General features: G+C 58.6%; 28 protein-coding genes and 1 tRNA gene. 15 read left to right on the plus strand and 14 right to left on the minus strand.

Features of this window, described 5'->3' with window-relative positions; all coding sequences use genetic code 11:
- The first annotated feature begins 32 nt into the window (after positions 1 to 32).
- Complete coding sequence (locus M0808_RS04805) at positions 33 to 677, plus strand: hypothetical protein (RefSeq protein WP_098967624.1); 645 nt, start codon at positions 33 to 35, stop codon at positions 675 to 677.
- The gene (locus M0808_RS04810; RefSeq protein WP_098967625.1) at positions 677 to 1,198 is read left to right on the plus strand and encodes a hypothetical protein; all 522 of its coding nucleotides are present in this window, start codon (positions 677 to 679) and stop codon (positions 1,196 to 1,198) included. Before M0808_RS04805 ends, M0808_RS04810 begins: the two co-directional genes overlap by 1 nt.
- Before the next feature lie 52 nt (positions 1,199 to 1,250).
- On the opposite strand, the gene M0808_RS04815 is transcribed toward M0808_RS04810, so the two are convergent.
- Complete coding sequence (locus M0808_RS04815) at positions 1,251 to 2,135, minus strand: dihydrodipicolinate synthase family protein (protein ID WP_247840296.1); 885 nt, start codon at positions 2,133 to 2,135, stop codon at positions 1,251 to 1,253.
- A 22-nt stretch (positions 2,136 to 2,157) separates the two neighbouring features.
- Positions 2,158 to 2,940 (minus strand): aldolase, encoded by a 783-nt coding sequence (locus tag M0808_RS04820; protein ID WP_247840118.1) that lies wholly within the window; start codon positions 2,938 to 2,940, stop codon positions 2,158 to 2,160.
- 106 nt (positions 2,941 to 3,046) lie between these two features.
- Here M0808_RS04820 and M0808_RS04825 point away from each other — a divergent pair, with 106 nt between their 5' ends.
- Complete coding sequence (locus M0808_RS04825; protein WP_027614428.1) at positions 3,047 to 3,589, plus strand: XRE family transcriptional regulator; 543 nt, start codon at positions 3,047 to 3,049, stop codon at positions 3,587 to 3,589.
- Between the two features lie 97 nt (positions 3,590 to 3,686).
- On the opposite strand, the gene M0808_RS04830 is transcribed toward M0808_RS04825, so the two are convergent.
- On the minus strand, positions 3,687 to 4,706 hold the full coding sequence (locus M0808_RS04830) for a DUF4917 family protein (RefSeq protein ID WP_247840120.1): 1,020 nt from the start codon (positions 4,704 to 4,706) through the stop codon (positions 3,687 to 3,689).
- 153 nt (positions 4,707 to 4,859) lie between these two features.
- Between M0808_RS04830 and yiaY the strand changes: the two genes are divergently transcribed.
- Positions 4,860 to 6,008, plus strand: coding sequence for an L-threonine dehydrogenase (gene yiaY / locus M0808_RS04835; RefSeq protein WP_247840122.1), 1,149 nt, complete (start codon positions 4,860 to 4,862; stop codon positions 6,006 to 6,008).
- Here yiaY and M0808_RS04840 read toward each other — a convergent pair.
- From M0808_RS04840 to M0808_RS04850, 3 genes are all read right to left on the minus strand, one after another.
- Positions 6,005 to 7,171: an MFS transporter gene (locus M0808_RS04840; RefSeq protein ID WP_247840124.1), complete on the minus strand. Its 1,167-nt coding sequence runs from the start codon at positions 7,169 to 7,171 to the stop codon at positions 6,005 to 6,007. The genes yiaY and M0808_RS04840 overlap by 4 nt on opposite strands.
- Positions 7,172 to 7,185: 14 nt before the next feature.
- Positions 7,186 to 8,421 carry an aminotransferase class I/II-fold pyridoxal phosphate-dependent enzyme gene (locus tag M0808_RS04845; RefSeq protein WP_098967635.1) on the minus strand — a complete coding sequence of 412 codons (1,236 nt, stop codon included), beginning with the start codon at positions 8,419 to 8,421 and terminating at the stop codon, positions 7,186 to 7,188.
- Positions 8,422 to 8,592: 171 nt separating this feature from the next.
- The gene (locus M0808_RS04850) at positions 8,593 to 9,081 is read right to left on the minus strand and encodes a DMT family transporter (RefSeq protein ID WP_247840126.1); all 489 of its coding nucleotides are present in this window, start codon (positions 9,079 to 9,081) and stop codon (positions 8,593 to 8,595) included.
- A gap of 77 nt (positions 9,082 to 9,158) precedes the next feature.
- Here M0808_RS04850 and M0808_RS04855 point away from each other — a divergent pair, with 77 nt between their 5' ends.
- The 8 genes from M0808_RS04855 to M0808_RS04890 all read left to right on the plus strand — a co-directional run bounded on the left by M0808_RS04855 (position 9,159) and on the right by M0808_RS04890 (position 14,986).
- Positions 9,159 to 10,070, plus strand: coding sequence for a LysR family transcriptional regulator (locus M0808_RS04855; RefSeq protein ID WP_247840128.1), 912 nt, complete (start codon positions 9,159 to 9,161; stop codon positions 10,068 to 10,070).
- A gap of 22 nt (positions 10,071 to 10,092) precedes the next feature.
- Entirely contained in the window at positions 10,093 to 10,827 is a 735-nt protein-coding gene (locus M0808_RS04860) for a hypothetical protein (protein ID WP_247840130.1), read from the plus strand.
- A 37-nt stretch (positions 10,828 to 10,864) separates the two neighbouring features.
- Positions 10,865 to 11,581: a hypothetical protein gene (locus tag M0808_RS04865; protein WP_247840132.1), complete on the plus strand. Its 717-nt coding sequence runs from the start codon at positions 10,865 to 10,867 to the stop codon at positions 11,579 to 11,581.
- 4 nt (positions 11,582 to 11,585) lie between these two features.
- The gene (gene fos / locus M0808_RS04870; RefSeq protein WP_247840134.1) at positions 11,586 to 12,002 is read left to right on the plus strand and encodes a fosfomycin resistance glutathione transferase; all 417 of its coding nucleotides are present in this window, start codon (positions 11,586 to 11,588) and stop codon (positions 12,000 to 12,002) included.
- A 60-nt stretch (positions 12,003 to 12,062) separates the two neighbouring features.
- The gene (locus M0808_RS04875; RefSeq protein WP_247840136.1) at positions 12,063 to 12,701 is read left to right on the plus strand and encodes a LysE family translocator; all 639 of its coding nucleotides are present in this window, start codon (positions 12,063 to 12,065) and stop codon (positions 12,699 to 12,701) included.
- 79 nt (positions 12,702 to 12,780) lie between these two features.
- On the plus strand, positions 12,781 to 14,130 hold the full coding sequence (locus tag M0808_RS04880) for a sensor domain-containing diguanylate cyclase (protein ID WP_247840138.1): 1,350 nt from the start codon (positions 12,781 to 12,783) through the stop codon (positions 14,128 to 14,130).
- Between the two features lie 118 nt (positions 14,131 to 14,248).
- Positions 14,249 to 14,407: a KGG domain-containing protein gene (locus M0808_RS04885; protein ID WP_003222499.1), complete on the plus strand. Its 159-nt coding sequence runs from the start codon at positions 14,249 to 14,251 to the stop codon at positions 14,405 to 14,407.
- Between the two features lie 75 nt (positions 14,408 to 14,482).
- Positions 14,483 to 14,986, plus strand: coding sequence for a DUF4142 domain-containing protein (locus tag M0808_RS04890; RefSeq protein WP_027614439.1), 504 nt, complete (start codon positions 14,483 to 14,485; stop codon positions 14,984 to 14,986).
- Positions 14,987 to 15,086: 100 nt separating this feature from the next.
- On the opposite strand, the gene M0808_RS04895 is transcribed toward M0808_RS04890, so the two are convergent.
- A complete protein-coding gene (locus M0808_RS04895; RefSeq protein WP_047598058.1) occupies positions 15,087 to 15,497 on the minus strand; it encodes a low affinity iron permease family protein in 411 nt (136 codons plus the stop codon).
- Positions 15,498 to 15,684: 187 nt separating this feature from the next.
- Between M0808_RS04895 and tam the strand changes: the two genes are divergently transcribed.
- The gene (gene tam / locus M0808_RS04900; protein ID WP_247840140.1) at positions 15,685 to 16,455 is read left to right on the plus strand and encodes a trans-aconitate 2-methyltransferase; all 771 of its coding nucleotides are present in this window, start codon (positions 15,685 to 15,687) and stop codon (positions 16,453 to 16,455) included.
- Between the two features lie 128 nt (positions 16,456 to 16,583).
- Here tam and M0808_RS04905 read toward each other — a convergent pair whose 3' ends face one another.
- From M0808_RS04905 to M0808_RS04935, 7 genes are all read right to left on the minus strand, one after another.
- Positions 16,584 to 17,312 (minus strand): class I SAM-dependent methyltransferase, encoded by a 729-nt coding sequence (locus M0808_RS04905; RefSeq protein WP_247840142.1) that lies wholly within the window; start codon positions 17,310 to 17,312, stop codon positions 16,584 to 16,586.
- Between the two features lie 242 nt (positions 17,313 to 17,554).
- Entirely contained in the window at positions 17,555 to 17,713 is a 159-nt protein-coding gene (locus tag M0808_RS04910) for a hypothetical protein (RefSeq protein ID WP_167734096.1), read from the minus strand.
- A complete protein-coding gene (locus M0808_RS04915; protein WP_247840298.1) occupies positions 17,710 to 18,435 on the minus strand; it encodes a zeta toxin family protein in 726 nt (241 codons plus the stop codon). The genes M0808_RS04910 and M0808_RS04915 overlap by 4 nt, the downstream gene beginning before the upstream one ends.
- Before the next feature lie 366 nt (positions 18,436 to 18,801).
- Positions 18,802 to 18,875, minus strand: a tRNA-Gly gene (locus M0808_RS04920).
- Positions 18,876 to 19,034: 159 nt separating this feature from the next.
- Positions 19,035 to 19,919 (minus strand): alpha/beta hydrolase, encoded by an 885-nt coding sequence (locus M0808_RS04925; RefSeq protein WP_098967651.1) that lies wholly within the window; start codon positions 19,917 to 19,919, stop codon positions 19,035 to 19,037.
- A 316-nt stretch (positions 19,920 to 20,235) separates the two neighbouring features.
- Complete coding sequence (locus tag M0808_RS04930) at positions 20,236 to 20,928, minus strand: pseudouridine synthase (RefSeq protein ID WP_247840144.1); 693 nt, start codon at positions 20,926 to 20,928, stop codon at positions 20,236 to 20,238.
- A 33-nt stretch (positions 20,929 to 20,961) separates the two neighbouring features.
- A complete protein-coding gene (locus M0808_RS04935) occupies positions 20,962 to 21,192 on the minus strand; it encodes a cysteine-rich CWC family protein (protein ID WP_139055270.1) in 231 nt (76 codons plus the stop codon).
- Positions 21,193 to 21,565: 373 nt separating this feature from the next.
- Here M0808_RS04935 and M0808_RS04940 point away from each other — a divergent pair, with 373 nt between their 5' ends.
- Positions 21,566 to 21,811, plus strand: a complete 246-nt coding sequence (locus M0808_RS04940) for a hypothetical protein (protein ID WP_247840146.1) — start codon at positions 21,566 to 21,568, stop codon at positions 21,809 to 21,811.
- Between the two features lie 179 nt (positions 21,812 to 21,990).
- Positions 21,991 to 22,389, plus strand: coding sequence for a hypothetical protein (locus tag M0808_RS04945; protein WP_007963255.1), 399 nt, complete (start codon positions 21,991 to 21,993; stop codon positions 22,387 to 22,389).
- Positions 22,390 to 22,442: the final 53 nt, after the last annotated feature.

A 22,442-nucleotide genomic window follows, 5' to 3' on the forward strand; every position in this document is an offset into this window, starting at 1 on the left:
TTTTCAATGTTTACGCGAGAGTTTTTCCTTTGATGATTCGCTTTTTCGCTGTTCTGACGGCGCTGCTCGGCCTGAGCGGTTGCTACAGCATGTCACCCACCCACATTGACGATGAACTCAAGCCAACCGCCGATTCCGGCGTGGCTTATGTGGTAGGTGTGGTCGGCATCTGGCCCAAGACGAGGTTTTCAGCGAAGGAACAAATGCTGATGATCCGTAAGCGTGGAAGCGATGATTTCGCCACTGCACGCCTGCACAACGAGTTTTACGCCCGAACCGAGCGAGATGTACGCGAGACCGATCACGGCATCGGCACGTTGTTTGTGATGCCGCTCAAACCCGGTCGTTACGAGATCTACAACGTGCGTTTCGATCATGGGCAGTCGGTGACGTGGAGCCGTGAAGACTTCACCATCGGCATGCAACTCGAGGCGGGCAAGGCTTATTACATCGGCGATTTTCGCGCCGGGTGCCTGATCGGTCTTCAGCTGTCATGCCTGTTCCTGCACAGCGATCATCTTGAACGTGATGCGGCGCTGGTTCGTGCCAAATACCCGCAAGTACCAGGATTGCAGCGTCTGGACATGCCGAATCTGGACACCGCCACGCCGTTCATTCGCGAAGAAAACGGCCCCAGCGCCTCTGTCTATAAAGCCATGTTGTCAGGAAAACTCTAATGCGCCTCAAGCTTCTGTTTCTGGGATTGCTCATGTTGCTGGGTGGTTGTCAGGCGACCCACAGCCTCAAGGCCCCCGACGTCGACTACAGCCAGCAACTGCCGGCGATCAACGTCAATGTGCTCGGTCTGCCGAGCTGGATGTTGCGAGACGAACTGCGTCGGCGCGGCACTTTCGACGAAGTTCGCGCCGGTCGAAGCGAGGATGGCTACAACGTTCTGGTAGTCGCCAACAGCGATGTCGGCGCGCTTCAGCCTCAGTTGTTCCTGAGTGCCTTCACGCTGTTCCTGGTGCCGGTACCGGTGAGCTTCGACAGCACAGTGGTGTTCAGTCTCAGCCATGGCAAGGAGATACTGGGTGTCTATGCCGTGCACAATCACACTGAATCCTGGCGGGGCGCCTTTAACGCCTCGGGCGGGCAGTTCGAACATGTGCGCTTGATCACTGACACGTTCATTGCGCAGGTCCTGAAGGATCAGCCCTTCCACCGCGAAGCGATGAAGCACGCCGCCAGTCTTTGACCGACAGGCAGGAAAAATCCCGCCCGGAGTGTTCCGGGCGGGATTTTTTTCATCAGCGCAAAACGTCGAGCAGCGCTTTGAGGTGATGTCTGCCGGTGTCACTCAACGGAAACACTGGCAACCGCGGATCGCCGACCTCCAACCCCGTCTCGCGCAGCCCGGCCTTGATCGTCGCTGGCAAACCGCCCTTGAGAATGAAGTCCAGCAGCGGCAACTGGCGGTAGAACAACTCACGCGCCCGTTCCAGATCACCGGCCAGAGCGGCCGCATACAGATCCAGGTTCAACTGTGGGATCAGGTTCGGCGCAGCGGTGCACCAGCCCTTCGCCCCGGCGGCAAACGCCTCCAGCGCCAGCGGATTGCAGCCGTTGTAGAACGGCACCTGGCCGTCACCGAGCAATTGCAGTTTGTGCATGCGCTGAATATCGCCGGTGCTCTCCTTGACCATGGTCACGTTTTCCACGCCATTGACGATGCGCAGAATCAGCTCGACCGACATGTCGGTGCCGCTGGTGGCCGGGTTGTTGTAGAGCATGATCGGCACGCCGATGCTGTCGCCGATGGCGCGGTAGTGCGCGAGGATTTCCGCTTCAGTCAGCTTCCAGTACGACGCTGGCAGCACCATCACCACGTCAGCGCCGTGGGCTTCAGCGAAGCGTGCGCGGCGTACGGCTTTGGCGGTGGTCAGGTCGGACACGCTGACAATGGTCGGCACCCGTTTGCCCACGTGCTTGATGCTGAACTCGGCGACCTGATCCCACTCGGCGTCGCTGAGGTAAGCGCCTTCGCCGGTGCTGCCGAGCGGGGCTATGGCATGGACGCCGCTGTCGATCAGACGATCGATCGATTGGCCGAGGGCCGGCAGATCGAGGCCTTCGCCGTGGGTGCCGAACGGGGTGATGGTGTAGCCGATGATGCCGTGAATATTGGACATGATGAGTCTCCGGGAAAGGCTGAAATCAGTTCAGGCAATCGGCGTGTTGGCGCAGGTTCTGCCGGGCGTAGTAGTTGAAGGCGGCGGCGTGGCGTTTGGGTTTCGACACCCAGTCATGGGCCTCGCGCCCCAGTTCCGGGATGATCGGTTTGATCGTACCGGCGGCCATCGCCAGCAGCTGCAGTTTGGCGGCGCGCTCGATCAGTTGGGCGATGACACACGCTTCTTCGATCGTGCTGCCGGTCGACAGTTGGCCGTGGTGCGACAGTAGAATCGCGCGCTTGTCGCCCAGTGCACCGGCAATCAGTTCGCCCTCTTCGTTACCCACCGGCACGCCCGGCCAGCCTTCGAGAAACGCGCAGTCGTCGTACAGCGGGCACAGGTCCATGTGGGAAATCTGCAGCGGCACCTCCAGCATCGACAGCGCGGCAATGTGCGTCGGGTGCGTATGGATGATGCAGTTCACGTCCGGCCGGGCGCGGTAGACCCAGCTGTGGAAACGGTTGGCCGGGTTGGCCATGCCGTGGCCTTCGAGCACTTCCAGATCTTCGTTGACCAGCAGCAGATTGCTCGCGGTGATTTCATCGAAACCCAGGCCTAGTTGTTGAGTGTAATAGGTCCCCGGTTGTGGGCCGCGAGCGGTGATCTGTCCGGCCAGACCGGAGTCATGACCTCTCTCGAACAGGATCCGGCAGGTCAGCGCCAGCTTTTGCCGGTCAGTCCACGTATTATCCGCCAGTGTGTTCTGCATCTGGGTCAGCGCTTGCTTGACCAGTTGCTCTTTGGGTAGTGCTAATGTCTTGGCCATGTCTGTGTCCTTTGGGTGATTGCAAATGACACTAAAGAGCCTATATGACACAAAGTGTCATAAGCAAGCATCAATCGTCGTTTCCTTGATGGAATAACTGCTGCGCATGTCTATCCGTTTGAAATTGTTGAGAAAAAAACTTGGCGTGACACTTGAGGCGCTGGCGGAAAAATCCGGCATGACCAAGAGTTATCTGTCGAAGGTCGAGCGCGGGCTGAACACCCCGTCGATTGCGGCCGCGCTGAAACTGGCGAAGGCACTGAACGTGAAGGTCGAGGAATTGTTCTCCGAAGACAACGTCAGCCTCGACAGCTATAGCCTGGTACGCAGCCACGAACGCCAGTCACTGGCGGCCAACGATCAGAGCCCGGGGTATGCGGTGCTGGCGCATCAGGTCAGCGAACGCAATCTGCTGCCGTTCATCATCTACCCGCCGCGCGAGTTCACCGACAAGACCTTCAAGGAGCACTTGGGCGAGGAGTTTCTGTTCGTCCACGAAGGGCAGGTGGAAGTGGATTTCATGAACGAGCGGGTGCTGCTGGAGCGTGGCGATGCGCTGCACTTCAATGCGCAGAAGCCGCACCGGATCAGATCGGTGGGCGAGGTGCAGGCGCAGTTGCTGGTGGTGGTGCACAGCAGCGAAGAATGAGTTGGCCCCAAAAGCTTCGCGAGCAAGCTCGCTCCCACAGTAGTTCGCGTTCCAATGTGGGAGCGAGCTTGCTCGCGAAGGCGTCAGTCCGGTTACATCAAACCTCGACCGGCACCGAAAGCTTCGGATCCCCCAACGCATGCGTCTTCGCATCAAAAAACCGCAACGCAATCCCGGTGCCCTCGAACACCTTGGCGTAATGGCGTTTCTGATGCTGAATGAACGCCGCACTGCGCGGATAGATCGAGATGGCCACGCTCGCCGGTTTCGCCAGGCGCAGCGCCCTCACGATGTGAGCATCCTGCTCGCCCAGCGCATGCCCGAAGATGCACAGGTTATCCGCGTGTCCCAATAACTGCTCATAACAGAACGACAGATAATCCGAGCTGCGAATGGTCTTGAGCTTGTCTGCGCTCGGCCCTTCGTTGACGAACAGCGGCACGTCGTCGAGCGTCTTGATCGTGTTGTTGATGGCAAAACTGCCGAGCAGGGTGCCCTCGGTCGAGGTCAGTTTGCGCGCGGTGCCGTCCTGATTGCGCACCAGGTGCAGCCCGCCGTGCAGATACAACAGACGCGGTTTGGCGCTGCTGCTTGCGCTCAGATCGAAACTGGCGTCGGGACCGTTGAACAGGTCGTCGATCGCCTCGCTGCGGTGCTGGATCGCCCAGTAGCTGAGCAGGTCGTAATTGGTGGTGAACACCGTGCGATACCGCGCCAGTTCTTCATTGAGCGTGGCCAGAGTCGGGGCCTGCACCAGGCGCCAGGGAATGTGCACGGCGTGTACGGTGTTGATCAGCGCTTCCTTGATCGCGTAGTAGCGATTGCGCGGTGCCGCCGAACTGACGGCCAGGGCCTTGTTGACCCGGCTGGTGGTTTTCAGCGCACCGAGCACCTGCTCGAAGCTGCGCGTCTGCATCGCGTCGAACACGCTCAGTTCCGACGGGCTCAGTGGTTTCTCTTCCACGGTGCGCGCGTTTTCGAATAGCGAGTCATAGCCAAAATCGTCCCACACCGCGCGACTGGCGCCATTGCCCACCAGCAGACCATTGAAGTCGGCGGTGGCGCGCAGGGCGCTCCAGTCTTCGAGGGTGGCATCGACGTCCAGAAAATCGGTCATTGCGTGGGCAGTCTCAAAACAAAGGGCGGATGGACGGCGACTTTATCACGAGCGGGCATTGAGCCAGATCAACATCGGTGGTGACCGATCGGTCGATCCTGTGCACATCCGCCGGATCGGAGCAGTCGATTCGGCCCCAGTCAGGAGACGCGCATGAGCAGCACCTTTTTCATTCCGGCCGTAAACATCATGGGCAACGGATGCCTCGACGAGGCCATGGTTGCGATCCGCAACTATGGGTTTCGCAAGGCGCTGATCGTCACCGACGCGGGGCTGGCCAAGGCCGGCGTGGCGACCATGCTTGCCGAAAAACTGGCGATGCAGGACATCGATTCGGTGATCTTCGACGGCGCCAAACCGAATCCGAGCATTGCCAATGTCGAGGCCGGGTTGGCGCTGCTCAAGGACAGTCGCTGCGATTTCGTGGTGTCGCTGGGCGGCGGTTCGCCCCATGACTGCGCCAAGGGCATTGCTCTGTGTGCGACCAACGGCGGGCAGATCCGCGACTACGAAGGCGTTGATCAATCGAGCAAGCCGCAATTGCCGCTGATCGCCATCAACACCACCGCCGGCACCGCCAGCGAGATGACCCGTTTCTGCATCATCACCGACGAATCGCGCCACGTGAAAATGGCCATCGTCGACCGCAACGTCACGCCGCTGCTGTCGGTCAACGACCCGGCGCTGATGGTCGCCATGCCGAAAAGCCTGACTGCCGCCACCGGCATGGACGCGCTGACCCACGCCATCGAGGCCTACGTCTCGACCGCGGCCAACCCGATCACCGACGCCTGTGCGCTGAAGGCCATGGCCCTGATCAGCAACAACCTGCGCCTGGCCGTGCGCGACGGCAGCGACCTCGCGGCGCGGGAGAACATGGCCTACGCGCAGTTCCTCGCCGGCATGGCGTTCAACAACGCATCGCTCGGCTACGTGCATGCGATGGCCCACCAGTTGGGAGGTTTCTACGACTTACCCCATGGCGTGTGCAACGCCGTGCTGCTGCCGCATGTGCAGACTTTCAACGCGTTGATCTGTGCCGAACGCCTGACTGACGTCGCCCACGCCATGGGTGCGGACATCCGTGGTTTCAGCCCGGAAGAGGGCGCTCAGGCGGCGATCAACGCGATCCGTTGTCTGGCCAAAGACGTCGAGATTCCGGGCGGCCTGCGTGAACTCGGCGCCAAGCTCAGTGACATCCCGGTGCTTGCCACCAACGCGCTGAAAGATGCATGCGGCCTGACCAACCCACGGGCGGCGGATCAGCGGCAGATCGAGGAGATTTTCCGTAATGCGTTTTAAGGGCTGACGCGCGTCGGCGTGAATGTCACACAGAGCATCGCGCCGACTGCAAGCAAACTGCATAACAGTGCCAGCGGCCACGCCGAAGGGCTAGCGACAAGACTGGCAATCGCGCCGATCATTGCCGCCATCAGTTGATGAATAAATCCGCTCAACGCCATTGCGTAAGCACCCGCAATCGGTGCGCCATCGTTGGCCCGGGACAGGCTGATCGGGTAGTTCAGCGATTGTCCGAACACCGCTACGCAATAGGGCAGCCACAGCATCAGCGCGACGGAACTGGCTGTCAGACTGCCCAGCAGCATTACTCCGCACCCCGCCATCACCAGCACCACGCCCAACGTCATCAACCGGTGTTGACCCGTGCGCAGAACGAAGCGATTGACCACCAGTGCCCCGAGAAAGTATGCCGCACTGATCGGCCAGCCGAGCAGACCGTAATCCACCGTAGACCAATTGAACGGTCCTTGCAGGATCAGTGGCGCAGCCGTGTTGAAGGCGATGATCACCCCGTAGCCGAGGCCTCCGGCCAGTGCCGGCAACAGGAACGCGCGATGGATCAGGATGCGCCGGTAAATCAGCCATGCCGAAGCATTGGTTTGCGCCTCCTTCAATGTCGCAAAATTGACCCGGAATACGATCATGGCCATCAGCAGGCACGTGATGCCGAGCAAGTAGAAGATTGCCTGCCAGCCCAGCGTGACCTGAATGATCGAACCCAGGTACTGGCCGATGCCTAGAGCCACCACGAACGAAATCGAAATCCATGACAATGCCTTGGCCAGCAGGTCGCCGCGAAAACTGTCGCGAATCAGCACCCGTGCCATCACCGAAATCCCGCTGGCGCCGACGCCCTGAATCAGGCGCAGTAACAGGAACGACTCCAGCGTCGAACCCAGCGGCAACGCCAGGTTCGCCGCGCCATACAGCCCCAATGCTGCGAGTAACACAGGTTTGCGCCCGATACGCTGGGCCAGTGATCCCCAAAGCAGCATTGGCAGCGCCATGCCGACCAGATAAATCGATAAACCCCACGCCACTTGCGCAGGCCCTGCATGCAGATGGCCGGCAATCTCCGGCAGCGCTGGCAGGTAAATACTCATGCCCAACTGTGCGAGGAACACAGTGCAGCAGGTGATAAGAAGGGTGGCGCTGGCGTTCATCGATCGTCCCTGGCTCAGATGTCGAAATCGACGCGGTGTGTGCGCAACAATTCGCTGACTACATCGCAGAAACGTCGGATCAGCGACGGCTCCATATCAGCACGCAAGGTTACCCGAATGGCCGCTTTACCTTGGGCAACTACCGGGAAAAATACTGCGCTGGTGAAAAAGCCTTGCTCGGCCAGCTCGCTGGCGATGCGATTGGCCAGATCCGCCTGGCCGCAGTCGATCAAGCGGATTGCCATCGCGCTGTGGCATTGCTCTGTACTGATCAAACTGTCGAAGAGGCGGATATTAGCCTGGAGGCAGGCCTGTAGAGCGGCGAATTCGGCGGTGTAATGTAGACGAATTGACGCTCGTCCGGCGCCGATTGCCGCACAGTTGAGACTTTGTGACCAATTGCTCGGGCCGCCATAACGCTGGATGATTTTTTTCTGGCGCTGGTTGCCAAGCATCACCAGTCCACCACTGGCGCCAAATGACTTGGCCAGCGACGCGACGATCACGCAGTCATCTTCCAGCGTCTGGATTCTCGGGCGTATCAGACCGACGCCGTTATGGCCCACGGCTGACAACGCGTGTGAATCATCCAGATAAAGAAACAGCCCGTAACGATCCTTGAGGTACAGCAGGCCTTCCATGTTGGACACACCGCCCATGCTGTAGGCGCCATCGCCAATATAGGCCACACGACCATATTGCTGGCAGATCTTTTCTAGAAAATTCATATCGTTGTGCGGACAGGTCATCACACGGGTTTCGTCGGCGCATGCAGCTTTCAAGTGATTCATCGAGTAATGCGCCTGACGGTCAAAGACCATCACTGGCGGGCGATTCTCGGTCAATACACCGCTGGCCAGCAGCGGCAAGATCCCCGCACTTGCAGCGCTGCAGGACAGGGTCGTCAGGCACACTGCATCGAACAACTGCGAAAGCTCGGTTTCGTATTTTTCGAGAATCCCCAGCTTGCAGCGATTTTTCGAGTTGGCGACGCGCAGGGTGCCAGTTTCCTGCAGTGCGGCGATTGCACCTTGGAGCAGGGCTGGGTGGTGATCAAGGCCAAGGTAGGACGTGGTACAGAAGTGTTGTAACTCCCGTCCGTATTGATCGAGCAGGTGGTTGGAACCCATGACCTCGACATTGAGCCCGGCGACTTTGCCGAGCTCGGCGTTTTCCCAGTCCTGGTTCGCCAGGGCGATGACTTTTCGATAGTTGGAATAAAGGTTTGGTGCTTGCTGTATATGGTTCATCAGGGCATCCCTTGAGCGTGGCAATCCGTGGGTCGTTGCAATTTGTGTGTATTGCCAGACTTTACGGAACACGACTTCGGGCCTGAATCAGACACTTCCTGCAATACTGAGCGGAATTGGATATTTGCTTGTAGGGCGATGTTCTGATGCGGTGTCGGGCGCCTCCGAATCCTACCCGGCAGGTGCCAGATTCCTGCTCGCCGCCCCACCAAACTGAATCAACACCACCCCGCCAATCAGCAACAACGCGCCCAACACCCGCGACATCGACAGCTGTTTTTCCACCAGCCCGAACAACCCGAAGTGATCGAGCAGCATCGAAGCAATCACCTGCCCGGCCAACGCCAGCGCAACAAACCCCGAAGCGCCGAGCTTCGGCAGCAACATCACCGCCAGCGCCACAAAGCACACGCCGAACGCACCGCCAGCCCACATCCACAACGGCGCCTTGCTGATAAAACCCAGCGACGGCAGCGGCAGGCGCAACGCCAGAATCACCGGCAACAGCACCAACACACTCACCAGCAACGAGGCCAAGGTTGCCCATAGCGGATGGCCGAGGCCCCGCGCCAGATTGCTGTTGATCGCACTCTGAAACGGCACCACCGCCCCGGCAAACGCGGCCAGCAGCAAAAAGCCAACCCACTGCAACGTACTCATGCTCAGTCTCCAACAGGTTTTTCTGGACTCTAGAGTATTCGTCGCGCAGATTTAAATTCCGTTTTGTCATCCAGAACATGCACGAGATGAATGATCTACGCCGTATTGATTTGAACCTGCTGGTGGTCCTCGATGCCTTGCTCAGCGAGCAACACGTCACCCGCGCTGCTGAGCGGCTGCACCTGAGTCAACCGGCGGTCAGCCATGCGCTGGCGCGGCTGCGCGACTTGCTCGGCGATCCGCTGCTGGTGCGCGCCGGTTCGACCCTGGTACCCACGGCGCGGGCGCTGGAACTGGTTGCGCCACTGGCCGAAGCGTTGGCCCAGGTGCAGTCGCTGCTGGCGCCGAACACGTTCGATCCGGCCACTGCGCGGCGAACCTTTCGTGTGGCGATGTCCGACTACGGCGCGGCCATCATCCTGCCCGGGCTGATCCGCATCTTGCGCCGCGAGGCCCCGGGCATCGACCTGCAAATCAGCCACGCCAGCCGCGAGGGCATGTTGGAGGGTGTGCTCAACGGCGACATCGACGTGGCCGCCGGAGTGTTCCCGGAAATGCCCAACGAATTGCGCAGCACGTTGCTGTTTGAAGAACGCTACGTCTGCCTGCTGGATCGCCGCAGCTTGCCGGCCGACGGGGTTCTGGATTTGCCCACCTACCTGTCGCGCCCGCATGTTCTGCTGGAAATGCGCGGCAGCGGCACCCCGGAAATCGAGCGGGCGCTGACCTCATTGCGCGAACGCCGCCGCGTCGCCATCAGCCTGCCGCACTGGAACGTCGCGCCGCAGTTGATCAGCGGTACGGATCTGATTCTCACGGTGTCGTCACGCAGCGTGCGCGAGATTGATCAGCAGGAGCTGATTGTGCTGCCGCCACCGTTCGAGATTGCGCCGTTCACCTTTGTGCTGGCGTGGCATAAGCGCCGGGGTGGGGATCAGGCGTTGAACTGGTTGAATCGCCGGATTGAGGAGGGGATAGTGCGCGGCTGAAAACGTTATCAAGGAGTGGGATGTGACAGTGAAGTCTGGATGGATCGGCTGGGTGGCCCTGAGTGGGTGGTTGATGGCAGGTCAGGTATTGGCTGATTGCGTGCCAACACCGATGGCAGGAGATCTGGATCTTTCTGTCTGCAAGGAGTGGCCTGCATATCCAGGATTAACCATCAACGCCACTGCACAGTTTAAGCGCGGATCCCCATCTGATGACCCAGAAGCGCTGAGTACCTACGATTTCGACTTGTCCGTTCTGGACACCGCTCAATCGAAGCCCCTTGCGACTTATTACAAAGCGGCTGCATTTGTATTGGATGGCGTCAGTTTGCGAGAAATAACGCTCGATACGGCTCGCTACACACTGACTACCGATCTTCGTGCCTTTGGCGTACGTGCGTTATCCACTAACGGATCCCGGATCAATCCGATGGAAGAAAACCTGCTTTCGCTCTACGTGAAAGAGGGCGAAAAATTGCGCCCGGTATTGGATAAATTAGTGGTTTATCGGTATGGCGGCGAGTGGGATGGTGACTGCGAAGGCGAGCGATATGAGATTTCAAGAACGGTAGAAATCGCTAAAACGAGCTCTCACGGCTATGCAGATCTGATTGTCAAAACCTTGGAGAAAGACACAACAAGTGTGGGGACGGGAGACGCATGTAAAACTGAAACCACTGACAACAAACCCGTTTTGACAACATTGCACTACGACGGAAAATCCTACGTTTTGCCAAACGGTTTCCAAGGCCTGTAACCCGCCAGCCCAACACGACACTTATCAAGGAAGAACCATGCTTAACCCCACCAGACTCCTGATCGCCCTCGGTTTGCTGGCCATCACCACCCAAGCCTACGCCGCCTGCACCACCAAGAGTTTCGACGGCAAATCCATGTCGCGCTGCAACGTCTGGCCGGCGTTTCCGAGTCAGGCGATTTCGGTCAAGTCCACCTATCTGGCCGATTCTGGTGGTGACGATGCCGGGGCGTTCGATCTGGATCTGGCGCTGCTCAATGCGAGCAACGCCAAACCGATCGCCACTTACCACAAACCGGGCGCCTACAACTCCGATGCCGTACGCCTGGATGATGTGCGCATCGACACTGCGCGCTACCGACTGACGCCGGATGTACGGGCTTTTGGGCTGCGAGCCAAGTTCGTGCACAGTTCCCATGCCATTCCCTACGAGAAAACCGATCTGGCGCTGTATGTTCGCGAGGGGGACGGGTTACGTCCGGTGCTTGAAGGCCTGGTGGTCTTCAAGGACAACGGTGAGTTCGTGAATGACTGCGAGGGCTACAGCAAAAAAATCCGTCGGACCCTCGAGATCGCTCCAACGAGCCACAATGGTTTCGCCGATCTGATCGTCACCACCACCGGCAGCAAAATGAAAAACACCAAGTCCGGCAATCAGTGCGTTTCGACAAACACCGACCTGAAGAAAAAACAGATCACCCTGACGTACGATGGCCAGCAGTACAACGTTCCTGAAGACCTCAGAGGTTACTGACCCCATGCTTACCGGCCTCAACCACCTGACCCTCGCCGTCATTGATTTGCCCCGCAGCCTGGCGTTCTATCGCGATGTATTGGGTCTGCGCGTCGAAGCCTCGTGGGACGCCGGTGCCTATCTGTCGCTGCCGGGGCTGTGGTTGTGTCTGTCGCTGGATGCGCAGCGCACCACCGAGCCGTCCGTCGACTACACCCATTACGCATTCAGTCTGGCCGAGGCGGATTTTTCGTCGTTCGTGCAGAAGCTAAAAGTGGCGAACGTACGGGAATGGCGCGACAACCGCAGCGAAGGTGCGTCGTTCTACTTTCTTGACCCTGATGGCCACAAGCTTGAGGTTCACGTCGGTGATCTGGCTTCGCGACTGGCAGCCTGTCGGTTGAAACCGTACACGGGCATGCGTTTTTACGACGCGTCGTGATCAGACACATTGGGCTGATATAGACTGGCCATCATTTGTACTGGCGCCAGCAGGTTTTCCATGACTCCATCGCTGCTAATGGCCGTTCTGGCCTCGGGTTTCATATACGGCATCACGCCCGGGCCGGGTGTTCTGGCGGTGTTCGGCATCGGTGCGGCGCATGGGCGACGGGCCGGGGCCGGGTTTCTTTGTGGGCATTTGCTTGGCGATGTGGTCTGGTGCAGCACCGCGCTGATCGCCATCGTCGGTGCCCGCGAGATCGGCAGCACCGCATTCGATGTGCTGGGTGTGCTCAGCGGTTTGTACCTGTTCTGGCTCGGCTGGCGCGCAGTGCGAGCCCAGCGGCGCAGCGCTGATGAGCCACAGGGCGCCGCGCGTCAGCCGTTCTGGCACGGCATCCTGTTCGGCCTGACCAATCCCAAGGCGTATCCGGTAGCGGTGGCGACGTTTACCGCGCTGCTGTCGAGCCGCGCCGAACTGCTCAACTGGTCGATGTTGCCGACGCTGATCGCCCTGAGCTTTCTCGGCGGATTGCTGGCTTACGCTATCTTGATCGGCGTTGTCGGCGCCCGACGGGTGCGCACGCTGTATCAGCGCCACGAGCTGATGATCACGCGTTTGTGTGGCGTGATGTTCATCGGTTTTGCGATCAACGCACTGATGCACGCACTACCGGGATTGCTGCCGAACAAGGCTTGAAGTTGTGTGCAGGGATGCGTGAACAAAGGGTCAGGGATGGTTGAACAGTGCTGCATTGTCCGGACACCCACGCTGAACCATGGAAAGCCGAAATTCCGCGCCGTTGGCGAGTTATATGGACCTGTTGCTCGATGCCGTCTGCGCGGTGGACAGGCAGGGCCGTTTCGTTTTTGTCAGTGCTGCCTGCGAGCGTATTTTTGGTTATACGCCTGACGAGTTGATCGGCCGGTCGATGATCGAACTGGTGCATCCCGCAGACCGCCAGCGCACCTTGGCCGCCGCCCACGACATCATGAGCGGCGAACCCAAACACAACTTTGAAAACCGTTACGTGCGCAAGGATGGCCGCATCGTCAACATCCTCTGGTCGGCGCGCTGGTCGGAGGTCGATCAACTGCGCATCGCCGTGGCCCGCGACATCACCGAGCGCAAGCAGGCGGAATCGCGTCAGGCTGCGCTGTACGCGATTTCCGAGGCGGCGCATGTCGCCGAAGACTTGCTGGCGCTGTTCAAACGCATCCACCTGATCATCGGCGAATGGCTGCCGGCGCTGAATTTCTCCGTGGCGCTGTACGACGAGCACTGTGCGCAGCTGAATTTTCCCTATCACGTCGACGATCACGAATTGCAGCCCGAGCAACCTGGCACCGTTACCGGGCGTTTGTGTGCGGAGGTCATCCGCAGCGGTCAGCCGATTCTGCTGACGCCGGACAGCCCCGACGCCTCGCCCGACTTCGCCGCGCTGGTGGCGGGGCAGGACTCACCGTGCTGGCTCGGTGTGCCGCTGAATTCGAAGAACGGCACCATCGGTGCGCTGATCGTCAAAAGCCTGCCGGGCGGTGAGCGTTATACCGAGCAGGACAAGGAACTGCTGCAATACGTCTGCGCCCAGGTCGCCACCGCCATCGAGCGCCAGCAACTGCACGCGCGGCTCAAACGCATGGCGCAGTACGATCAACTGACCCAGTTGCCCAATCGCGGGTTGCTCAAAGACCGCCTCAAAGCTGCGCTGGCCGCTGCCCGCGAAACCTCGGGAAACATGGCGCTGCTGTACGTCGATCTGGATCGCTTCAAACAGGTCAACGACACCTTTGGCCATGCGGTCGGCGACATGCTGCTGCAAACGGTGGCGAGTCGGCTCAAGGGCTGCGTACGCGACACCGATACCGTGGCGCGCATCGGTGGCGACGAATTCGTGGTGCTGTTGCACAGCGTTCACGCCGCTGAAGACGCCGACATCGTGGCCGGAAAAATCCGCCATGTGCTGGTGCAGCCGATGCGCCTGGACGGTCACAACCTGTACATCGAACCGAGCATCGGCGTGGCCCGTTATCCCGAACATGGCAGTGAGGAGCAACAATTGTTCCGGCATGCCGACCAAGCGATGTACGCCGCCAAACGCCTCAATCATCGGGCGGTGGATAGCTGAAGCAGTGCGCGCCGTTCGTCGCGGCGCGGGCAACTTTTCTAAACCTTTGGCAGTCCGGCAATTCTCAATCTAGGCGGGCATCTGCTCGCCAACGATCAACACCAAGAGGAAGAGAATCATGCCTAATTCAAGAAACTCGAACTCGGGAAACTTCGCCAACGATCGAACCAAGGCCTCTGAAGCCGGTCGCAAAGGTGGGAAAACCACCACCACGACGGTCGACAAAGAGCCTGCGAAAACCGAAATGGGCCGCAAGCCAGCTCAGAAGTCGAAGTAGTCGGTGAGGTAGTTTTGATTGAGAGGCGGGGGCGCAAGCCCCCGCTTGAATTTGCAGAGATAGGAGGGCGCGACCATGAGCCGGATGGCCACCCAGATACGTCGTTTCAGTTTTGCCACGCTGTTGGGTTTGTTCGCGGGCACAGCATTCGCCCAGTCGCCTGCCGACTTCATCAACGATGCGTCCGCCAAAGGCATGGCCGACATTGAAGCCAGCCGGCTGGCGCACCAGAAATCCGAATCCAAAGAGGTCAAGGATTACACCATTGTCGTGATCAATGACCGCACCACGGCCAACCAGCATCTGGCGAAGATCGCGAAGAAACTCGATCTGCCGGTCGCTCCCCGTGAAGAAATTGCCGACAAGGCCAAGACCATGATCCCTCAGGTCAAGGACGGTGAAACCTTCGACCAGGCCTACGCCGCGAGCCAGGTGAAAGCGACCGAAGAGGCCATCCAGCAGATTCAGCAGGAAGCGCAGTCTACCGACGTGCCGGAAATCAAGGCATTTGCCGACGAGACGCTGCCAAAACTGCAAAGCCATCTGGAAATGGCCCGAGCTCTGCAAGCCAGTCGCTGACACCAACTGCCAATCAAAAGATCGCAGCCTGCGGCAGCTCCTACATAGAACGGTGTAGGAACTGCCGCAGGCTGCGATCTTTTGCTTTGTTCAACTTTACTTAGCAGTCATTCAAATCCTGCTTCGGCTTGCTCTTCTCCCCCAGCCCTTCAAGGTTGAACACCTCACTCTCGCCCAAGCTGCGGTAATGCTTGCGCAGCGCCTCGAGTTGTTTGAGATCCAGCGATTCCAGGCCGAGCATTGCGTTCTGCGCTTCCTTGTTCACCCGCAATAACTCATCGAGCTTCAGATGCAGGATGTCGGTATCACGGTTCTGCGTATTCTGGATCAGGAATACCATCAGAAAAGTGATGATCGTGGTCGAGGTGTTGATGATCAGTTGCCAGGTGTCATTGAAATCAAAAATCGGCCCACTCAAACCCCACAGAAAAATCAGGATCAATGCGCCCATGAAGGTTTTCGGGCTACCGGCCCAGAGGGCCAGGGTCTGGGAGATTTTCGCGAATTTCATTGCGGTGTTCCTTATTGGGAGAGCTTGAAATTCAGACATTCGGGGCGCGGTGAAAATTCTACTTACAAATGACGTCTGCCAATAATTGTGAGGGTGAAGACATCCCTTGCAATAAGCCTGTCTGGAACTGCGCGCAGCGCTGCCTGTATTGTGAGGAACCGCACGAATGTCCCGACAGGAGAACGCAATGAGTTGGTCCGCCAGACAATACGTCGCTTTCGAAGATGAACGCACCCGCCCGGCACGTGATCTGCTGGCGGCGATTCCCACGGTTCAGGCGCGATCGGTGGTCGATATCGGTTGCGGTCCGGGTAACTCCACCGAACTGCTGGTGCAGCGTTTTCAGCAGGCCCAGGTCAGGGGGCTCGACAGTTCGCCGGACATGGTCAACGCCGCGCGCAAGCGCCTGCCGCAGTTGCAGTTCGAGGTCGCAGAAATCGATAGTTGGGCGGATCAAGGGCCGTTCGATGTGATCTTCGCCAATGCAGTGCTGCAATGGGTGCCGGATCACGCGACATTGCTGCCGGCGTTGGCGGCTAAACTTTCGGACGGTGGCAGTCTGGCGATCCAGATGCCGGATAACCTCAACGAGCCTTCCCACCGACTGATGCGTGAAGTCGCCGCCAATGGCCCATGGTCCGCCAAACTGGCTGGCGCCGCCGGGCAGCGCACCGACATGGTGAGTGCCAGCGAATACTTCTCGATGTTGCGTCCGCACTGTTCGCGGGTCGATGTGTGGCGTACTACCTATCACCATCAGTTGTCAGGTGGAGCGGCGGGGGTGGTGGAGTGGTTCAAGGGCAGTGGCTTGATTCCGTTTCTGAGCCCGCTGACTGAAGAGGAACGGGCGCAATATCTCACGCAGTATATGGCGGTGGTTGCCGAGGCTTATCCGGCGTTGCCGGATGGTTCGGTGCTGTTGCCGTTTCCGCGGCTGTTCATCGTCGCGACTCGGTGAAGCCAGCCTTCAGCCACCTGTAGTGAGGGGATTTATCCCCGATGGACTGCGCAGCAGGCCCTTTAAGCGGTTGCTACGCAACCATCGGGGATAAATCCCCTCACCACATATTGTTTGCTCAGCTCAGATTAGCGCTGCACCGCCACCAACATCATCATCGGCCGCTCCCGCTCTTCAGCCAGCGCTGGTTGCGCCGCCACCTCCGCATCGCTCGGCCCCCATTCATTGACATGGCGAATGGCAAAACCCGCCGCGATCAACGAATTCAACAGCGTGCCCATCGTGCGGTGCTGCTTGATCACCCCGTCGGCCAGCCAGTGGGTCACTCGCTCGCCTTCCATCTGATAACTGTCCAGCGGCCAGCGCTTGCGACCGTCGCTGTCGACCAGCCAGCCTGGATTGCGCGGGGCCATGAAGATCGGGTGCTCGATGGAGAACACAAAATGCGAACCCGGTTTCAACGCCGCGTACAGACGAGCGAACAGCCCTGGCAGATCCTTGATGTAATGCAGCGCCAGTGAACTGTAGGCGAGATCGAAACTGCACGCTGGGAGATCGAGATGCTCAAGATCGGCGCGTTCATAGCGGATGTTCGCCGCCTCAGTGGTTTCGCGCGCGCGCTCCAGCATCTTTTCCGAGACATCCAGCCCCAGCACATTGGCGGCGCCGTGCTCACTGGCCCAGCGGCTGAACCAGCCATAGCCGCAGCCGAGGTCGACCACGTTCAAGTCGTGCATCGATGGCAGCAACGCCTTGAGCGCCGGCCACTCCGGCGCGGCATCGAGGCCACCGATGGAGCGGTTCATCTGGCTGTAACCCTGGAAAAACTCCGGATCGTCGTAAATATTTTGCGTCATGGGGGAAATACTCTTTTGAGTTCGGTCATCAGCGGCACAGAGGCCGCGCCATGGAGTCCCTCGAAAGTCAAAACGCGTATTCGTCGATGGCCGCGCAGGGGGAGGGTGGTGGGTGATGGGGAAATGCTAGCGGGTCGTGGGGAAGGTGAGAATCGTCGGTGTGTTGTGGATCTGTAATGTCGGAACAGTGAGAATAAAAAAGCCCGGCAAAGGGCCGGGCTTTTTGAATATCAGTGATGTGATCAGGTCTGCTTTTCACGCGCCGCCAACATCAGATCATTCTGTTTTTTGGTGGCTTCGCTCAGCACTTCGCTGTAAACGCGCTTTTTTTCTTCCGATTTCGCATTGCGAATGAAATCTGCGAATGGACTCGTGGACTCCTTTGTGGATCCGAGTTTCATGCGGTTGCTCCGTAATTGATCCCAAGCATGACCATCAGTTCGTGTCTCGTATGCTTCTCGGGGATATGGTAGTCAATCTTGTCGACACCAGCCTTGTAGAGGCGTCCAGAATTATCAATATGCATCACAAGCAGATCGACATGCAGGTCTTTGCCAAACTCTAGCTTAAGCGTGTTTACCACGTCACGCGCTGCAAAGTATTGGTCGACGAAATGCTCCGGTCGAATCCTGCGTCCTTCAACTTCCTCGCGGGCTCTGACAAAGGACCAGGCCAGGCTAGGGTCTTGGTAGACGTAGAGAATTTGCACAAATCTCCCTTTGTGGAGGCACCGCTGCACATTTTTCCTTGCGATTTCGATATTCGAAAGTGTTCCATCCAACAGGAAGGATTGCTTTCGATCCAGAGCCAGATCAATCAGCTTTCCAACCAGAATCGAAACGGCGCCTTGGAAAAGCCAGGCATTGCCACCTTGATAGGCTTCAAATTCATATCTGAGTTCGTCTGGATCAATTCGCAAGATGGGCGTATCGGAGAAAAGGTTCAGCAGAGCTAATGACGCCTCCGTTTTGCCAGCGCCCGGCGACCCCGCCATGAAAACCGAAACAGGTTCTTCTTCGGGTGGATACTTGGTTTGCGCCGTGAGCCGCTTGCCAATCGCCTTCTTGTTTGATCGAGCAAACCTGATCGCATCATTCCAGATAGCCTGCTCTTCCCCCGTCATTCCAGATTTTTTGTTTTCCTGCACTGATGGAAACCCTCTTGAGTGAAAGGTGATTTACCGGCGGTGCTTCGGACTTACCGAACTGCCGCGCCTTCCAATCAGTCAAAGCCCAAGAGCGGCTCTGCTAATACCGATTGGGAAGCCCATGCATGGGGATCATCCCTTTGAGCAGGCAGCGCTTCGTCGTTAGTAACGATCAAAGCGTAAAGAGGGCTGGTGCATCTGCAATAAACGGTGTGTTGCATAATGGTTCGGTGCCGACCAAGTAGCCGACATCAAATCCCGGACACAAAAAAACCGGCCCTGTAGGCCGGTTTTTTCTGTTCCTGCATCCCCCGTGATAACACGACGTGGGACCTGATTGAGTGGAGCGGGTAGAGGGAATCGAACCCTCAACTAAAGCTTGGGAAGCTTTCGTTTTGCCACTAAACTATACCCGCTCAGAGCGGCTGACTTTGTACCAGAGTCGGGCGCAGATTTGAAGTTTTTCTTTTGCTCGCAGCGCGTTACAGCATTGAAAACGGTCATTCGCGGGCAAATCTGCAGGGCAATCAATGCTGGTTTTTCAGCCCCACAGACTCGCTCGCGACGACGCTTTTTCAAATGGCCAATGCATGGTGATCCTGGACGAACGCGTAGCGCGTTCGGCTCGACTGCGGTGAGGGTTTCAGGAAACCCAGCAGGGCGTTCTGGCTATCGCGGCACGCAGCCTTGTGTTCCATGTCGAGGAAGTGGCCGGTGGCCTGCAGCGTGGTGAAGGTGCTGTGCGCCACATGGTTGCCGAATATCCGGGCGTCTTCGGCGGCGGTGTATTCATCCCATTCGCCGTTGAGGAACAGCACCGGCACGTTGATCTTTTTCGCCGCATTCAAATAGCACTGGCGATCGCTGTGCAGCACGTCACTGATGTGGAAGTGCATCTGCCCGTATTCGTGTTCGGCCAGGCTGCTGACGTGGCGATAGTTAAAGCGCTTGAACAGTGACGGTAGGTGTTTGCCGATAGTGCTGTTGACCAGGTGCCCGACGCGGTCGCCATCGCGCTGGCCGAGATAATCGACACCGCGCTCCAGGTAATCAAGCATGTGTGCGTTGATCACCGGCGAGAACGAGCTGATCACGGCTTTCTCGATACGCCGCGGCTGATGGGCCAGGGCAACCAGGGTGGCTGCGCCGCCCCAGGAAAACGACAGCACGTGTTCGGCGCCGAAGTGGTCGATCAGCTCCAGCAGGATCTGCCCTTCGACTTCCTTGGTCAGATGTTTCTCGTGACGGTTGTGGATTTTCGACCGGCCCGCGTAGGGCTGGTCGTAGCAAACCACGTTGAATTGCGGGTGCAGGTTTTTCACAGTCTGTGCAAACGACGCAGTCGTGGCCATCGAGCCGTTGACCAGGATGATGGTCTTTTCTGCGGCGTCTGCGCGATAGAACTCCGTGTAAACCCGATACTGACCCTGTATATCCAGCACAGCGATTTCTGGCCTCATGTCATAAGACTCCTGGCAAGCAAGCGGGTATGCGCGCAAATAGAGATTGCACGAGCTTTGTGACAGGTAGGCATACGCCTGGAATTTGCTTGGCCCATGTCGATCCATGACTGCGGTCGACGGGTGTTGTTATTGGCGGGCAGTCTGCCGGCTGAGGCGCAACCCAAGGGGCTGACGACCGGCAAAAAGTTTCTTGGAAGTATGTGGTGACTCATCGGTCACAATTTGGCCGACGTCCTGATTCAAGCAGTGGGATGGGGATCGCGCAAGTGCCGTTGGTAAATTGTTCGACAACTTCTGCTGAGCGGTCGCCGGCTTAGAACAAATGGATCTCTTCGGTGCGCAAAGCGCGGTACTCGCCCGGTTTTAGCGCGTTATCCAGCGACAGCGGGCCCATGGATTCGCGGTGCAGGCGCAACACTTTGTTGTTGAAGTGACCAAACATGCGCTTCACCTGATGGTAGCGACCCTCGACGATGCTCAGACGCGCCGCCCTCGGGCCGAGCACTTCGAGTTGCGCCGGTTGCGTGGTCAGGTTTTCGAAGGCGAAGTAGATGCCCTCGGCAAACCTCAGCGCGTATTGCGGCCCGATCTCCTGTTCGGTCTCGATGTAATAGACCTTCGGCAGTTTGGTCTGCGGTTGGGTCAGGCGTCGCGACCAGCTGCCATCGTTGGTGATCAGCATCAGCCCGGTGGTGTTGAAGTCGAGGCGCCCGGCGATGTGCAGGTCGTCCTTGTCCGGTTCATCGATCAGATCAAGCACGGTCGGGTGCTGCGGATCGCGAGTGGCACTGACGCACCCCGGCGGCTTGTGCAGCATGAAGTAGCGTGCCGGTTTGCCGAGTTGCAGGATTTCTTCGTCGACTTCGACGCGGCTGAATTCCAGCACCTCGCTGTGCGGGTCGCTGACGACTTTTCCGTCGATCCGCACACGCTTTTCCACCAGCAACAGGCGAACCTGCTGACGGTTGTAGCGGGGCAGGTTGCTGAGGAAACGGTCGACGCGCATGGTCAGGAATCGGCGGATAAAGGGGCGCGTATCTTACGGGATTGGCCGAGCCGCTGCTTGCAGTTGCGCTTCGACCTGAGCGCAGCGCGGGCACAGACAGGATTGATTGCGCAGCGCTGCGGGCAAGGCTTCAAGCACTGCCGGATCGATGCTCACGGCATAGCACCAGCAGGCCTGGTCGGCGGTGCGCGGGTCAGCCAGGCTGCAGTCGTTGCGCGCGCCGCAGGCCGGGCAGAGGTCGGGTTTGATGTCGGAATCAGGCATAGGACGAGTAAGGCATTTCCACGCAATTGCGGTTACGGCCAGTTTGTCTGGCCTGCTACATCGCATGATCGGCCCGAGACAGCAGGGTATGCAAGGTGTCATCAGCATGTACGGTGGTGGCACCGATGTATTCCTGGGCATTACGCAGGTCAACAGTGGGAGCGGGCTTGCTCGCGAAGGTGTCCTGTCAGTCAGTGATTCATCACTGACCCACCGCTTTCGCGAGCAAGCCCGCTCCCACAGAGGATTTTCAGTGTGACTGACACCGCTGATCTGAAGCCTTTGCGCGCCCGGCACTTGCCCCGGACCTGACAGTCAAAACTGTGTCGGCTGCGCTGTCCTGCTGCGGCCGTGGGTCTTTCAGGAGGCCGTCATGGGTATTTCAAAACTGTTACGTCGAGTGCTGCTGGGAGCGGTGCTCGGTTCATGCCTGTCCGGGTGTTATTACTATGCCGGTCCCTACGATGCTTATCCCGCCACGTCTTATTATCCCGGCTACTACTCGCCTTATTACTACGGCGGATATTACGGACCGCGTTACTACGGCGGTGCTCATTATTACTACGGCGGCTACGGACGCGGTTATCACGGTGGCGGCTATCACGGTGGGCACCACTGATCAGTAGCTGAATGACAGTGGTTTCCAAATGAACAGGATTTCATCAATCACATGTTTCAACTTGTTACGGAAGCGCACCAGATTCGGAAAACGCTGTCAGATGTTTCGTCAGTCACCGAATAAACGACTGATGCCTGCCAGCGTCGCTGGTGTGGCTACCCGCGGTCCAGGAGGCCGCCATGTATCGACGAATTCTTCTACTTGCTGCGATGATGTTTTCCGTTGCCGGTTGCGCTCCCTACTCCTACGCAGACAGTTATTACAGCTCGGAGGTCTACACCTCACCCGCTCCGGCGTACTACAACACTGGCGGCACCTATTACAGCGGCGGCAGCACCTACTACTCGGCCCCGCGCTACTACCAGGCGGCCCCGCGTTACTATCAACCGGCTCCGCGTTACTACTCGGCGCCGCGTTACTACCAGCCAGCGCCACGCTACTACGAGAGCCGCCGCTGGCACGACAACGATCGTGGCCGTTGGGACGGGCACCGTGGTGGGGGTTGGGATCGTGACCGGGGTGGCCGTGATCATCACGGTAACCGCGGTGACCACGGCGGTCGAGGCGGTCGCTGGTAATCATCCGCAAACAAAAAAGCGGCGCATTGAGCGCCGCTTTTTTTGTGCCTGCG

The organism is Pseudomonas sp. MWU12-3103b (assembly GCF_023100615.1).
Lineage (GTDB): Bacteria > Pseudomonadota > Gammaproteobacteria > Pseudomonadales > Pseudomonadaceae > Aquipseudomonas > Aquipseudomonas putida_A.

What these genes read in the sequence shown, in the direction of transcription:
- M0808_RS04805 (WP_098967624.1), top strand. Translation starts at nt 33, where the DNA reads ATGATTCGCTTTTTCGCTGTTCTGACGGCGCTGCTCGGCCTGAGCGGT.
- M0808_RS04810 (WP_098967625.1), top strand. Translation starts at nt 677, where the DNA reads ATGCGCCTCAAGCTTCTGTTTCTGGGATTGCTCATGTTGCTGGGTGGT.
- M0808_RS04820 (WP_247840118.1), bottom strand. Translation starts at nt 2,940, where the DNA reads ATGGCCAAGACATTAGCACTACCCAAAGAGCAACTGGTCAAGCAAGCG.
- M0808_RS04825 (WP_027614428.1), top strand. Translation starts at nt 3,047, where the DNA reads ATGTCTATCCGTTTGAAATTGTTGAGAAAAAAACTTGGCGTGACACTT.
- M0808_RS04830 (WP_247840120.1), bottom strand. Translation starts at nt 4,706, where the DNA reads ATGACCGATTTTCTGGACGTCGATGCCACCCTCGAAGACTGGAGCGCC.
- yiaY (WP_247840122.1), top strand. Translation starts at nt 4,860, where the DNA reads ATGAGCAGCACCTTTTTCATTCCGGCCGTAAACATCATGGGCAACGGA.
- M0808_RS04840 (WP_247840124.1), bottom strand. Translation starts at nt 7,171, where the DNA reads ATGAACGCCAGCGCCACCCTTCTTATCACCTGCTGCACTGTGTTCCTC.
- M0808_RS04845 (WP_098967635.1), bottom strand. Translation starts at nt 8,421, where the DNA reads ATGAACCATATACAGCAAGCACCAAACCTTTATTCCAACTATCGAAAA.
- M0808_RS04850 (WP_247840126.1), bottom strand. Translation starts at nt 9,081, where the DNA reads ATGAGTACGTTGCAGTGGGTTGGCTTTTTGCTGCTGGCCGCGTTTGCC.
- M0808_RS04855 (WP_247840128.1), top strand. Translation starts at nt 9,159, where the DNA reads ATGCACGAGATGAATGATCTACGCCGTATTGATTTGAACCTGCTGGTG.
- M0808_RS04865 (WP_247840132.1), top strand. Translation starts at nt 10,865, where the DNA reads ATGCTTAACCCCACCAGACTCCTGATCGCCCTCGGTTTGCTGGCCATC.
- fos (WP_247840134.1), top strand. Translation starts at nt 11,586, where the DNA reads ATGCTTACCGGCCTCAACCACCTGACCCTCGCCGTCATTGATTTGCCC.
- M0808_RS04875 (WP_247840136.1), top strand. Translation starts at nt 12,063, where the DNA reads ATGACTCCATCGCTGCTAATGGCCGTTCTGGCCTCGGGTTTCATATAC.
- M0808_RS04880 (WP_247840138.1), top strand. Translation starts at nt 12,781, where the DNA reads ATGGAAAGCCGAAATTCCGCGCCGTTGGCGAGTTATATGGACCTGTTG.
- M0808_RS04885 (WP_003222499.1), top strand. Translation starts at nt 14,249, where the DNA reads ATGCCTAATTCAAGAAACTCGAACTCGGGAAACTTCGCCAACGATCGA.
- M0808_RS04890 (WP_027614439.1), top strand. Translation starts at nt 14,483, where the DNA reads ATGAGCCGGATGGCCACCCAGATACGTCGTTTCAGTTTTGCCACGCTG.
- M0808_RS04895 (WP_047598058.1), bottom strand. Translation starts at nt 15,497, where the DNA reads ATGAAATTCGCGAAAATCTCCCAGACCCTGGCCCTCTGGGCCGGTAGC.
- tam (WP_247840140.1), top strand. Translation starts at nt 15,685, where the DNA reads ATGAGTTGGTCCGCCAGACAATACGTCGCTTTCGAAGATGAACGCACC.
- M0808_RS04905 (WP_247840142.1), bottom strand. Translation starts at nt 17,312, where the DNA reads ATGACGCAAAATATTTACGACGATCCGGAGTTTTTCCAGGGTTACAGC.
- M0808_RS04910 (WP_167734096.1), bottom strand. Translation starts at nt 17,713, where the DNA reads ATGAAACTCGGATCCACAAAGGAGTCCACGAGTCCATTCGCAGATTTC.
- M0808_RS04915 (WP_247840298.1), bottom strand. Translation starts at nt 18,435, where the DNA reads ATGACGGGGGAAGAGCAGGCTATCTGGAATGATGCGATCAGGTTTGCT.
- M0808_RS04925 (WP_098967651.1), bottom strand. Translation starts at nt 19,919, where the DNA reads ATGAGGCCAGAAATCGCTGTGCTGGATATACAGGGTCAGTATCGGGTT.
- M0808_RS04930 (WP_247840144.1), bottom strand. Translation starts at nt 20,928, where the DNA reads ATGCGCGTCGACCGTTTCCTCAGCAACCTGCCCCGCTACAACCGTCAG.
- M0808_RS04935 (WP_139055270.1), bottom strand. Translation starts at nt 21,192, where the DNA reads ATGCCTGATTCCGACATCAAACCCGACCTCTGCCCGGCCTGCGGCGCG.
- M0808_RS04940 (WP_247840146.1), top strand. Translation starts at nt 21,566, where the DNA reads ATGGGTATTTCAAAACTGTTACGTCGAGTGCTGCTGGGAGCGGTGCTC.
- M0808_RS04945 (WP_007963255.1), top strand. Translation starts at nt 21,991, where the DNA reads ATGTATCGACGAATTCTTCTACTTGCTGCGATGATGTTTTCCGTTGCC.